This window comes from Dyella sp. 01L423, assembly GCF_056399945.1.
Window position 1 is genome coordinate 299,003 of record NZ_JBFTSI010000005.1, and the last position, 12,634, is coordinate 311,636.

General features: G+C 56.0%; 9 protein-coding genes. All 9 read left to right on the forward strand.

Annotated elements, in window-relative coordinates; translation table 11 throughout:
* The first annotated feature begins 55 nt into the window (after positions 1-55).
* The 9 genes from AC1DMY_RS15540 (at position 56) to AC1DMY_RS15580 (ending at position 12,615) form a co-directional block, all read left to right on the forward strand.
* Positions 56-2,257, forward strand: coding sequence for a polysaccharide biosynthesis tyrosine autokinase (locus tag AC1DMY_RS15540; protein ID WP_477165830.1), 2,202 nt, complete (start codon positions 56-58; stop codon positions 2,255-2,257).
* A gap of 260 nt (positions 2,258-2,517) precedes the next feature.
* A complete protein-coding gene (locus tag AC1DMY_RS15545; RefSeq protein ID WP_477165831.1) occupies positions 2,518-3,954 on the forward strand; it encodes an undecaprenyl-phosphate glucose phosphotransferase in 1,437 nt (478 codons plus the stop codon).
* A gap of 101 nt (positions 3,955-4,055) precedes the next feature.
* Positions 4,056-4,892, forward strand: a complete 837-nt coding sequence (locus AC1DMY_RS15550) for a WecB/TagA/CpsF family glycosyltransferase (protein ID WP_477165832.1) — start codon at positions 4,056-4,058, stop codon at positions 4,890-4,892.
* A 7-nt stretch (positions 4,893-4,899) separates the two neighbouring features.
* On the forward strand, positions 4,900-6,168 hold the full coding sequence (locus AC1DMY_RS15555; protein ID WP_477165833.1) for a hypothetical protein: 1,269 nt from the start codon (positions 4,900-4,902) through the stop codon (positions 6,166-6,168).
* Between the two features lie 56 nt (positions 6,169-6,224).
* Complete coding sequence (locus AC1DMY_RS15560; protein WP_477165947.1) at positions 6,225-7,283, forward strand: glycosyltransferase; 1,059 nt, start codon at positions 6,225-6,227, stop codon at positions 7,281-7,283.
* Positions 7,284-7,325: 42 nt separating this feature from the next.
* The gene (locus AC1DMY_RS15565; protein ID WP_477165834.1) at positions 7,326-8,609 is read left to right on the forward strand and encodes an O-antigen ligase family protein; all 1,284 of its coding nucleotides are present in this window, start codon (positions 7,326-7,328) and stop codon (positions 8,607-8,609) included.
* A gap of 3 nt (positions 8,610-8,612) precedes the next feature.
* Positions 8,613-9,218, forward strand: a complete 606-nt coding sequence (locus AC1DMY_RS15570) for a phosphatase PAP2 family protein (RefSeq protein ID WP_477165835.1) — start codon at positions 8,613-8,615, stop codon at positions 9,216-9,218.
* Positions 9,219-9,244: 26 nt separating this feature from the next.
* Entirely contained in the window at positions 9,245-11,446 is a 2,202-nt protein-coding gene (locus tag AC1DMY_RS15575) for a hypothetical protein (RefSeq protein WP_477165836.1), read from the forward strand.
* An 80-nt stretch (positions 11,447-11,526) separates the two neighbouring features.
* Positions 11,527-12,615 (forward strand): acyltransferase family protein, encoded by a 1,089-nt coding sequence (locus AC1DMY_RS15580; RefSeq protein WP_477165837.1) that lies wholly within the window; start codon positions 11,527-11,529, stop codon positions 12,613-12,615.
* Positions 12,616-12,634: the final 19 nt, after the last annotated feature.

The window sequence follows — 12,634 nt, forward strand, 5'->3', positions numbered from 1 at the left end:
TATGAGGCATCGCGAACTTCAACCATCCTATCTGGACTTCCTGGACTAGCTCAGAATGACCGCAACTCAGACCGCTGCGCCGCAAGACGATGAGATCGACCTGCGCGAACTGCTGGGCACGCTGCTTGATCACAAGTGGCTCATCGGTATCGTTACCGGTGTGTTCTTCGTGCTCAGCGTGGGCTATGCCGTGCTCGGCACGCCGATCTACGAAGCCGATGCCTTGGTGCAGGTGGAGCAGAAGGTGCCGGACCTGCCGGGCCTGAGCGCGATCACGCAGACGCTCGGTGCGTCGAGTTCGGAGGCGACTACTGAGATCGCTCTCATTACCTCGCGCTCGGTTCTCGGCAAGGCCGTAGACGAACTCAACATGCAGATCGAAGTCGCGCCATATCACTTTCCGGTCTTCGGTGGCTGGGTTGCGCGCCATTTCGTGCCTGACGAGCCTACCGATCTCGCCTCGCCGCTCATGGGCTTGAGCCGCTATGACTGGGGTGGGGCAAAGTTGGATATCTTCCAGTTGAAGGTGCCGGCCACCCTCGAAGAAAAGGAGCTCATGCTCGTCGCGAGTGAGCACGGCGGCTACACGTTGTACTACAGCGGCGACCTGATGCTGACCGGGCAGGTTGGGAAAATCGCCAGCGGTCATGGCTTCACCATGCAGGTGCGCGAACTGCGCGCTAATCCAGGCACGCACTTCGCAGTAATTCACCATACGGCGCTCGCGGTCGTAAATCAGCTGCAGCTGGACATCAATGCAACGGAGCAGGGCAAGGATTCCGGCATCATCCAGCTCATGTATAACCACGAAGACCCGGAGCTGGCGACCCAGCTGCTGGATCACATAAGTCAGGCCTACGTAAAACAGAACGTCGAGCGCAATTCGGCTGAAGCTGCCAATAGCCTCAAGTTCGTCCGCGAACAGCTGCCGCGCATCCGTCTTGACCTTGACAAGGCTCAGAGCGCGCTCAATGCCTTCCAGACCAAGGCACGCTCGGTAGATATCACCATGCAGACCAAGGGCTTGCTCGACCAGGCCGTGGCCATCGAGACCAGCATCCAGCAGTTGCGCATGCAACAAGCGGATATGGAGCGCCGATTCACTGTCGAGCATCCGGCATACAAAGCACTGCTTGAACAGATTGGTCAGCTGCAAGCGCAGAAGAACAGCATCGACAAGCAAGTGGGCGGGTTGCCCGATACCCAGCAGGAACTGCTTCGCCTCACACGCGACTGCGAGGTTCTCAACGCCACCTATACCGGCTTGCTCAATCAGGCGCAGCAGTTGGACATTGCGCGCGCCGGAACCGTAGGCAATGTGCGCATCATTGACCCTGCGGCGGTGGACATCTCCAAACCGGCCAAGCCCAAGAAAGCGCTAGTGTCCTTGGGCGGCACGTTCCTTGGCGGTTTCCTAGCGGTGGCGTTCGTGCTGCTGCGTCAAATGCTCAGTCGCGGCGTGGAAGATCCTTCGGCGATTGAGCAGCTGGGTCTGTCTGTTTACGCATCGATTCCTAGCAGCGTCGCGGAAAAACAGAGTTTCATGCAAGGGCGTCGGTCCCGGTCGGATGGTAAGCAAAAGCTGCTCGCTATCAACGCGCCGGCGGACTTGGCCGTGGAAGCGCTTCGCAGTTTGCGAACCAGCCTTCACTTTGCGCGCATCGAAGCCAAGAACAACATTCTTATGATCTCGGGTGCCAGTCCGGGTGCAGGCAAAACCTTCATATCTTCCAATCTGGCGGCGGTGATTGCGAAGGGCGGTCAGCGCGTGCTGCTCATTGACGGCGACATGCGCAAGGGCGCCCTGCACACCGTAGTTGGCGGACGTCCCGACAAGGGGCTATCGGAATTGATTGCCGGTCAGATATCCGTGGAAGATGCGGTGCGTCAGGTGCCGGATGCGGAGGGCTTGCACTTCATTTCCCGCGGGAAGGCGCCGCCAAACCCTTCTGAACTGCTGATGCATGGCCGGTTCGCTGACCTGTTAGAAGCGCTGAAGCCCAAGTATGACCTTGTGATCATCGATACGCCGCCGATCCTCGCGGTCACTGATGCCGCGATCATGGGACATCACGTCGGCACCAGTTTGCTGGTGATCCGTTTTGGCCTTAACCAGGCACGCGAGATCGCGCTGGCCAAGCAGCGCTTCGAACAGAACGGTGTGCAAATCAAGGGCGCCGTATTCAATGCCGTGGAGCGCAGGAGCACGGGCTACTACTCGTACGGTTACTACGAATACAGCAGCAGTCCAGCGTAAGCAGGTTCGAGAAACTTCTTGTGGAAAATTGTGACCGGGCCTGCGGGTCCGGGTAGTACGAACAGTCTATTGGTTGCTTGACGTGCGATCAGTGATGATCGCGCGGCTCTTTCACGGGGGGAGTGAATGAGGGGCAATGAAAGCAAGCGGCGCAGCCCGACGGAAGGGCGGTCTCGCGCGGGTGATCCGCAGCAGTGCCCAAGGTGGAGCTGCCGTGGAATTACAACGGTCGCAGACAGCTACATGGATGGAGTGCGGTGATGTTGACGATTCCAGGTCTTCCGCAGCTGAAAAGGGCGGAATCCCATTTCTTTTCAAAGTACGCAGCTCTTCTGGACATTACGCTGCGAGTGAGCGACGTGGTCGTGATCACTCTGGTGGCGTTGGCAGTTTATCGCCTGGAGTTCGGAAATCTTGAGATGGGTCTTCACTACACTTCCGGTTTGATACGGACTGTGTTGGTTGCATTGGTCGTCTTTCCTGCTGCCGGCTTGTATCGCAGCTGGCGTGGCGAGAACCTGGCGCAGGAAATCGTCCGTCTATGGGCTGCATGGTCCGGCGTCATGGTCATTCTGCTGGCCATGGCGTGGGCCCTTAAGACCACCGACGCCTATTCACGCATCGCGGCCGGCGCGTGGTTTGTCACCACTGGTGCCGTGCTGACGCTCGACCGCGTGTTGCTGCGCTGGACGCTGGGTCATATCCGCGTGCGAGGTGTCGATTCGCGCCGCGTGCTGCTGATTGGCAGCACGCAGGCGGGGCAGCGCATTGTTGCCGCTGCGCGTGGCAACGCGTGGATGGGTCTCGATGTACTTGGCTACATCAGCACGCCGTACGACCAGGTGGATATTGCCGGCGTTCCTGAGCTTGGCGATTTGTCTGAGCTTGCCGCCAAAATCGCCGAGCATGCGCCAGACCAGATATGGATCGCTCTGCCGATGCGTGCGGAAGAGACGATCCAAAAGGTTCTCCAGTTGACGCTTGATACGTCGACAACTGTTCGCCTCGTACCTGATTTTTTCGGGTACGAACTCATCAACCACCATACTGTGGCTATAGCAGGCGTACCCGTCATCACCCTGCGTTCAAGTCGCGTCGAGGGGCATGCAGGTCTTTTGAAGGCTATTGAGGATCGCTTGCTAGCGCTACTGCTGCTGTTGGTACTAAGTCCATTGATGCTCATCCTCGCCCTAGCCGTTCGGGCGAGTTCTGCCGGGCCAGTCTTCTTCAAGCAAAAGCGTCATGGCCTGGGCGGCAAAGAATTTGATGTACTGAAATTCCGTTCCATGCGGATTCACACCGAAGATCGTGGCGAATTGACACAGGCTAAGCGTAACGATGAGCGAGTCACAGGCGTGGGTCGAATTCTTCGCTCCAGCAGCCTCGATGAACTTCCCCAGCTGATCAACGTTTTGCGTGGAGACATGTCGATTGTTGGACCCAGGCCGCATGCGGTCGAGCACAACCGTCATTTCAGCGAGAAGCTCCGGGGCTACATGCAGCGCCATGGAATGAAGCCAGGTATTACAGGCTTGGCGCAAGTCAGTGGATTTCGCGGCGAAACCGACACACTGGACAAAATGGCCAGGCGCGTCGAGTGCGATATCTCCTACATCAAGCATTGGTCGCTGTGGCTGGATCTCAAGATCATCATGAGCACGCCACTCGTTTTGCTCCGGGGTGAGAATGCCTACTAACACCCTGCAGGACATCGCTCCACATTGAAGCCGATTGTGCTTTTGAAATCTTGCCCGAAAAGGGTCTGCCGGCCTGACGTAATCTTGGAAGAGTAGTGTCAATGAAGTTGCAACGAACGCCCGCTCGGACTTCGCACGACAATCGCGCGGTGCGCACGATCTGCGTTGGCGGGTTTGACACGGCCTTAGTGGGGCGAGTCGAATTGGCCGATTTGATGGTCGGCGACTGTTTTGCTGCGCGCGCATCCAGCGCGCTATCGGTCCCAAAGTTGATATTCTCATCCAATGGCCAAGGCATAGCGCTTGCTGGCTCTGATCCTTCGTTCGCCCGCGTAATGGCACAGGGGGATGTGATACATGCAGACGGCATGTCTGTCGTCTATGCAAGCCGGCTGACCGGCTTTCGCTTGCCCGAGCGCGTGGCGACGACCGACTTTTTTCATGATGCCGCTCGCGCCGCTTCCGTCGCTGGGCTCAAGTTCTTCATGTTAGGCGGCACCGAAGATGAGAATCGTGCAGCGGTAGAGGCAATTCATCACCTCTATCCAAGCCTCAACATCGTTGGACGTCACCACGGATACTTCGAAGCTCACGAAGACGCGCGTGTATGTAGGCTAGTTCAAGAAAGTGGTGCGGATGTGCTTTGGGTGGCGTTGGGCAAGCCGCGCCAGGAACATTGGTGCGTTCGCAACAAGGATCGACTCGCTGGCATCGGTTGGGTCAAAACCTGTGGTGGTCTTTACGCCTTCTTGTCCGGACGGGCGCCGCGCGCGCCTATGTGGATGCAGGCGCTGGGCATGGAATGGCTGCATCGCGCCCTCAACGAGCCGCGACGTCTACTTTGGCGTTACCTGACGACAAACCCCTACGCGATGTACCGCATGTTGCGTTACACCCGGCGGGGAATCTCATCGGCTGAAGCGGAAACGCATCGCTAGGCATCGCATGATCATCTCTTTGATTGAAAGCGTTCGACGCGCCACGCGAAGCCTAGCTGGCCCGATTGTCTTTGCCGGCTCTAATTTCTTCGTTGCCATTTTGCTGCAACGGTCGGTCGATGCGCGGCAATTCGGCTTCTACGCCTTTTGTCAGGTCGTGGTGGCTGCGGGGCTCGGCATATCCAATGGGCTGCTTGGCAACCCGTTGACTGTATTGCTGGCCCGGTCGCCGAACGGCAAGCGGGAGATCATAGGCAGCTTCTTTCGAGGGAGCCTAGTTTACAGCCTGCTCGGCTTGGTCTTGTCCCTCGGATTGATGCGGCTGGCTGGCGCTGGCGGGCTCTCGCTTCTTCTCATGGGGTTGCTCACCTCAATCAGTTGGTTGCGGTGGTTTGTCCGGTCGATGGAACTTGCACTTCAACGTCGGTCCGCGGCGTCACAAATGGACGTCTTCTTTGGGGCCATCTCGATAGGGGGAGTGCTGGCAGTCCGTCTACTCCGACCAGTGGACCTGGACGATGTACTCACCATCCTGATTCTCGCGAGCCTGATTTCTCCCATGGGTTCCGTCGTCCAACTTCGTCAGATGTGTGTTGACGGATGGCGTGGGTCATGGCGAATTTTCATTGAATCCCTCTCCACTCATGGCGGCTGGGCGGCATTTAGCAATATGGCCACACAGGTAAGCGTCAATTCTCACGCATACCTTATTACGCTCATGGTCGGCGCGGCAGCGTTTGCCCCAGTAGCGTTGGCAACTATCTTGTTTCGCCCGTTAGGAGTGGTGCTGACGGGCCTCATCCAATACGAACAGCCTCGCATGGCAGATCACATTGGATGCCACGACTGGCGTGGCCTCAGGGGGGATGTGGCTTTCGTGCGAAACCTGGTTGCGCTCGCGTGGCTTGGAAATTCCGCAATTGTTGCACTGCTGCTGATCAAGTTCCCTGCGCAAATAAGTCGCGACAATGTCTACGACCTGCGCACGCTTGTCATGGCGACCGCTTTGGTGAGTGCCATCACGCTACTTCGCTCACTGCGTGAGCCGATGTCTGCTGTCTTGCAGGCCGCCGGTCGCTTCCGCGAGCTGGCAAAGATCGCGGCCATTTGCTGCCCAGTACCGATGGTACTGTCGTGGGCTCTGCTGCTCGCATGGCCCAGTCACGTATCGCTGTCGCTGCTTGGTGCGCTCTTGGGCGAGATTGCCAACCTGATCCTGGTCTATGGCTACTACACACGATTCAAGATGACGGCGCCGCAAGTGAGCATGGCATGAGGGCGAGATCTGGTAATTCGGCACCTAGCCGTAGCGTCGTCATAGTCTGCACGCAAATGGAGGCGGGTGGAGCCCAAATTTTGGCGACGTCGATGGCTAGGCATCTGGTATCTGCAGGTATCAACGCCAAGGTGGTCTTTCTTTATCGAAAGCGAGGGACCTTCGACGGTGATCCAAATATAGAAGTGCTCTATCCGTGCAAACCCTCTTTGTGGGGCTACCTGAAGATCGTTGTACGCCTTGTCATGCTGGTTCGAAGGAGTCGGCCGGACGCCATTATCGGCATGGCACATTACTCGTCACCCCTGGCCACGCTGTCGGGATGGCTCGCCGGAGTGCCTCGAAGAATCGCTACTCAGACCAGCCAGCCGAGCAGGTTGAACAAGTTTGCACGGGGTTTGGATTGGATGTGCGGCACCTTTGGCATTTACACGTCGAACGTGTCCGCGTCAAAGAGCATCGAGCGTGCCTTTGATCAGTTCCCCTTAGCCTATAGATCCCGCTTGAAAACCATCTATAACGGCGTATCGGTTCAACCGGTGTCCCTGACCAAGGCGCAAGCGCGTGAGGAATTTGGCTTAGATCCCACCGCGTTTCTGTTGGTTACTTGCGGTCGCCTAGCGGCGGTCAAGAATCACGAGCTCCTTCTCAAGGTCATAGAGCGTACGCCCAATGTCCACCTGGCTATTCTTGGGGAGGGCGAGTTGAGGCATTCGATTGAGGAGAGCGTTGCGGCCAAATCCATCGGCAGCCGGGTCACGCTCTTGGGAGAGGTGCCACCCGATCGGGTCCCCAGATTCCTGCGTGCGGGGGACGTATTCGTCTTTCCATCGCATTCGGAAGCCTTCGGGATGGCTGCCGCGGAAGCCATGATGGCTGGATTGCCGATTATTGGATCCAATTATCCTTCGATTGCGGAAGTGATAGGCGATGCCGGTCCGCTGCTCGACGCTATGGATGTTGATGGATGGATGAGCGCCGTGAAGCTGTTCATTTCAAACCGTGCGGCACTCGCGGACTCGTCAGCTAAAAGTCTGGAGCAGGGTGGAAAATTCACCATAGAAGCGATGGTGTCGTCGTATTGCGAAGAGTTCTTTGGGGGGCAACAGAAATGAGCGGGCGGGATTCGAAGACTCCAGAAGTTGGAGCTTGGCTACATGGCTAATTTCAGCGAGAAATGCAATCGCTTGCTTGTCTATCTTTGGATGCCCCTTTCTGTAGGCTCGACCGTCTTGGGGAGTGGTGAGGAAGGGCGCGTGCAGATTCATCACGTGCTGATTCTACTGCCGTACGTTTACGCAGTTTTGCTATCCGTGGCACAGAAAACGCTGTCGTCGACAAACGCATATCTAGCGGTCTTGTTTCTTTACGTGGCTGTTTCAGGCGCGCTCACAAACTACGCGGACCTAAGCTTTTGGCTGAAGTTGTTCTCCTTCTTCGGCGTAATGGCCTTGGCAAATCATTTATCCAAGGTAATGTCCATTGAGGAATTTGTCTGTTGCAGCGTTAAGTCACTTACGGTCACCTTTGTTTTATCCCTGGTGTTCGCGGCTGCCTTTCACAATATCGCCTTCAACGTAGTGGATGACAAGCTATCACTGAACTCATTCTATTCGCAGAAGAACACTTACGGTCGGCTTGTTTATTTTCTGATCTTCTTCTATGCATGCCGACACATGCTCCAAAGGCGGCGATGGCGCTTTAGGGATGTGGCTTTTATTGCGTTGACTCTGGCCGCGCTCGTCCTGAGCAACTCAAGAACATCCCTAGGTGTGGCAGTTATGGTCCTAGGTCTACTCGGAGTGGCGCAATGGAGCTGGATCAATCGCACCTTTAGGGCGTCCTTAGTTATGCTCGTCGCCATTTGCGTGGGTCTTGTACTTTTTGGCGTGATAAGTTTTGTTGGCGTTGGGGATAACCACGACTCAGTCTCGATACTTGGCCTACTCGTGCCGCTATCTGGCCGGGCAACGATATGGGACGGCGTCATTACTGGCCTTAATACAGAGCACCGATGGTGGTTTGGATTCGGTTTGGAGGGGTTCTATAACACTCCCTACGCTAAGTACGTCACCGACATTGGGTTGGGAAAGGACTTTGTCCCTGGCGACTCGCACAACGGTTACATTGATCTAGTCGCCAATCTCGGTCTGGTTGGTGCCGTTATTTACTTCGTCATCATTTCTCGTTTTCTTGGCCTTGTACGGCGCATCAATACGCCGGGGGTAAGGGGAATGTTGTATATATTTGTCATTATTTACCTGTCTTCGAATTTCACCGAGTCATTCTTTGTCAAGACGTCGAATATCACGTCATTCATGTTTATGCTAATGTTCTTGTACGCCTATAAGCTTGGTCCGCGGAAGTCGGTTGCCACTAGTGCAAATTCGCCATTGACGATGCGCAATGAGAATTTGCCGCTCCTTGCAAATCGCGGATAACCCGTGCTCATAGATACCCTTGGAATCCCTTTTTCTGCCTGGAGCAGTATTTCTGCCCTAGGTGATCTGGCAACAATAGTTCCGCTGGCCGCTGTCATCGCCACTCATCTGGTGCAGAGCGCCGTTGGACGGTCGATATCACCGTGTTGGATCTTGACGTTATTGGCGGTCTCGTCCGTCGTGGCGATAAGCAAATTGATCTTCATGCTGTGTCAATGCCAAGAAGAGTGGCCGCATTTCTCTGGAGTGAGCGGTCATTCCGCCTTGGCGGCGACGGTTTGGCCTTTCTTATCTGTTTTGTTATGCAGGCCCGACCGCCGGTGGCGTCGGGTCATGGGGACTACTCTCGGGATTCTCTTGACGGCCCTGGTCGCTGTTTCGCGCGTGGCGTTGCATGCCCACAGCATTTCCGAGGTGGTGGCGGGAGTCGCGGTCGGCAGTACAGCTTGCATCTATCTTCTATGCAGAATGCGTGGGCATTGGCGATCGCCATCGACAGGCGTAACGGTTGCTTTGACCGTGCTGATCGTATTGCCATTGACTTATGGATATCGCTTTCCGTCCCAGCAAGCGCTGGCCTTTGCGGTCAAGCTCCTCGGTGCGGCTTAGAAACATCGAAACGAAGGTGATGCCAAATGGGCTTGTTTGACGTTCTTTCAAAATGGTCTGGCCGTTCCGAGGCGGCTCCTCAGGCCGGGGCCGAGCGTTTGAACCAGCGAGAAGGCACAACGGTCTGGGATCAGGCGACCTACGCGGCGAACCAGTTCGCGGCTGCGCAGGCCACCGGCGTCGTTGTATACAGGACCAAGGGAGACATGCTCGCTGACACCAGTCAGCGGTCAGGGGCTGCGGCTTGGGTGTTGCTCGACGCTGATCCTGTTAACAACGCCAGCTACAGCTGGGACGGTACGAGTTGGCGCGGTGCCTTTGACCGCCTGGCTCTTGCGATCGGAAATGGCTCGGGCTTCCAGCAGGCTGGCGACGGCGCCGTTCTACGGCCTTTACAAGACAAGAGTCGTGATCAGGTGCACGTCAAGGATTTTGGTGCCCGAGGTGATGGGGCGGACGACACCGTAAACCTGCAAAAGGCGATTGATAGTACGCCTGATGGCGGTGTTCTAGCATTCGCACGGACCAGGGCTCCCTTTCAAACTGAAGAGCTTCGTATTGGCCGAAGCATTCGTATCGAAATGAACGGTGCAAAGTTCGCGCTGAAGGGAAGTCGCCTCTTCGTTCTCAGCGCCGACGTGGAATTTTGCGAGATAGTTGGATGTGGTGGCGTGGACGTTGGGGTCGGCCCTGGCGCGGAAAGTACTCGTGAGTTCTTTTCTGATTGGACCCTGACGGATCAGAGGGACTACTCCAACATCAACAGCGGCGCCCGGCATTGCGCCCAGCGTCTGGTGATTGAAAGAAATATTGTCAATGCAGCGAAGATTACGGTCGTCGGGAGCCACCGATCCTTGAGGATCGCCGGCAACGTCTTTGTGACCAGTTCGTCCGACCCATTCGCGTTGCCGTACGTGCTTATGGTGGCACCAGGCAAAAACGCCCCCGATCGCGCCTATGGCGAGTTCGTCGTGGCGGACAACCATTGGGATGTATGGTCACCGAGCCAAGCCGGTCAGTCGTCACGATTTTTCGATGGGAACTACGACATCCTGAAGTTGGCGAGGGGAACTACGGGCCTAAAATTGCGGGGCAATTTCATTCGCAACGGAAACCCCGATCAGTACTGCCCGCAGGTAGATGTCTTTACCGGTGCACACTTCTTAAACTCATCCGGCAACACGTTTATCAACGTTCAGCTCCATCGAAAGCAGATGGTCGGGGCGGTATCGAATCCAGATTTTGGGATGGATACCTATGCCAACGATCAGTGGATCGTACAGTCGGGTTTTAAACTTGCGTACGCCACTGGGCCGCATGCTCGCAACAATCCAATCTATCTACATGGTGCAAGGGCCGAGTTCGTTGGTTGCAAGGTACTCAATGAGTGCGATGCTCCAATGAGTGTGTTCTTTCTTCCGGCCTTCTCGAGTACTTATCCCGGGTTCGGAGTCAAGGGTACGACTCATGTCACGGTCATAGGTGGAATCTATGACTTACGTTCGGACATTTCGACCAATGACAGTGCATTCATGCATGGTGGAGCGTCGATCCCTGACCAGGCTAATGAGTACATCAAGCTGTTGGGTCCAACCATAATTGGTGGACGGAGGCTGCTTCGAAGCACAACAAGCGGATGTCGCTTTCGAAATTGCCAACGAGGATTTGTCACGTGGACACACGGTGGCAGCGAAGAGAACGCCGACGTGGACGTCGACTTCGATTATCCACAGGTGGCGGTCGGCAATATGTACGACAATGGGGCGCACGAGGTGGCTACCCACGATGCGAACGATCAGTGCTTCGGCTATATCCGCATCGCTGCATCGTCAAGTGAGTCCCTGAACATCAATGCTTTTTCAGCCGTCCGTTTTGATGGGGCGGGAGCATTGAGGGACTTGAGTGGAGGGCGCGTGGGGCGGCGCCTTACCATACACAAGATTAAAAGCGCGGGTGCCGTTTTGCATGGTACGTCGGTTGGCGCCATTCGACTGAGCGGCGGGACCGACTTTGCCATGGACCCATACTCCGTGCTTCATGTCGAACTGCAGCCAGACGGTGTTTGGAACGAAGTCGGTCGGGTAGATTCGAGACGGAAGATAGGTCCTACTGCACACCGCCCTGAGAGCTTTGCTCCAGGCGAAGCCTTCTCCTATTTCGATACAACTATTGGGAAGCCCGTGTTCTGGAATGCGGGTTGGTGGGATGCGATGGGTGGGCGGGCCTAAGGGCGTCGCACCGACACGACGGAATATTCCATCTAAGTACCGGATTGTTCCCATGTTCGAGGGCACAAGGAAGCTGCACGTTGAAAGAGATCAAACCCCTAACTTCCCTTCGGGCTTTCTTTGCCCTCTGGGTATTGGCATTTCACTGGTTCTATCTGTATCCGGTTGCCTCAACGCCATTTTTCTCACTGGGATTTTCCACGCCGCTATTCGACAAGGGATATCTTGGCGTGGACGGATTCTTTGTGTTGAGCGGTTTTATCCTCACGTACAACTATGGGCAGCCGGGGAAGTCCCTTGATTACAGGGATTTCCTGGTCAATCGCTTGGCGCGCATTTATCCAGTGCACCTTGTTTGCCTTGGACTGGCTGTCACCCGAATTTTTGCCAAGCAAGCGCTCATGCATAAGCAGATCATCGGCGCCACGGGCAATACCTGGGGGGACTTGGTTGCCAGTCTTTTTCTCGTGAACTCGTGGTTTCCTTGGCAAAAGAACGGTTGGAACGACGTCGCGTGGTCTGTGAGCGCCGAATGGTTCGCCTATCTGGCATTTCCCATTTTCATCATGGCTGCAAAGTTACGGCGATCGAGCGTGACATTGGCCGCCATCGCGCTGTGCGCCTGTGTTCTGTGTTGGGTTGAGCTGACGAACAATGGCCTGCACTTGTCCAATCCCCATGGTTTGTCGCGACTTGTCCCGGAGTTCTACTTTGGCTCGTTGATTTGCGTGTTGCGCAGACAGCTGTTCGGATTGGCCACAGTTAGATTTGGCTCCATCATTGCTCTCGCCGTCGTCGTGTTAGGCATCGTCTCCAATTCGGATGCGTTAGCCGTCGTCGGTCTAGGGGGCATCATTCTTGGGCTCGCGAGTGAGCGTGATCTTCTGCGAAGGCCATTGTCGATTCGACCCTTGATCTATTTGGGCACAATCTCCTATTGCCTCTATCTCGTGCAACGCACGCCACAGAACTTCTGGGACCTGCTGCGCCAGAAGGTGCACTTTTTTGCCGTTATGCCAATCGGAGTGAGCGTCGGTTTGCTGTTGATGCTCTGCATAGGCAGCGCGTCCGCACTTCATCATCTCGTGGAAAATCCGATGCGCAGGATCATCAAGAGGGCTTTCGCCGGCGAGAGGGGCATGGGCAGCGCAGCGGGCAAGATTGCTTAAGCAGCCCTTGTGTTGACGG

Bases quoted from the DNA above. Each gene is read 5' to 3' on its own strand.
- AC1DMY_RS15540 (WP_477165830.1), top strand. From the start codon at position 56: ATGACCGCAACTCAGACCGCTGCGCCGCAAGACGATGAGATCGACCTG.
- AC1DMY_RS15550 (WP_477165832.1), top strand. From the start codon at position 4,056: ATGAAGTTGCAACGAACGCCCGCTCGGACTTCGCACGACAATCGCGCG.
- AC1DMY_RS15575 (WP_477165836.1), top strand. From the start codon at position 9,245: ATGGGCTTGTTTGACGTTCTTTCAAAATGGTCTGGCCGTTCCGAGGCG.
- AC1DMY_RS15555 (WP_477165833.1), top strand. From the start codon at position 4,900: ATGATCATCTCTTTGATTGAAAGCGTTCGACGCGCCACGCGAAGCCTA.
- AC1DMY_RS15565 (WP_477165834.1), top strand. From the start codon at position 7,326: ATGGCTAATTTCAGCGAGAAATGCAATCGCTTGCTTGTCTATCTTTGG.
- AC1DMY_RS15560 (WP_477165947.1), top strand. From the start codon at position 6,225: ATGGAGGCGGGTGGAGCCCAAATTTTGGCGACGTCGATGGCTAGGCAT.
- AC1DMY_RS15545 (WP_477165831.1), top strand. From the start codon at position 2,518: ATGTTGACGATTCCAGGTCTTCCGCAGCTGAAAAGGGCGGAATCCCAT.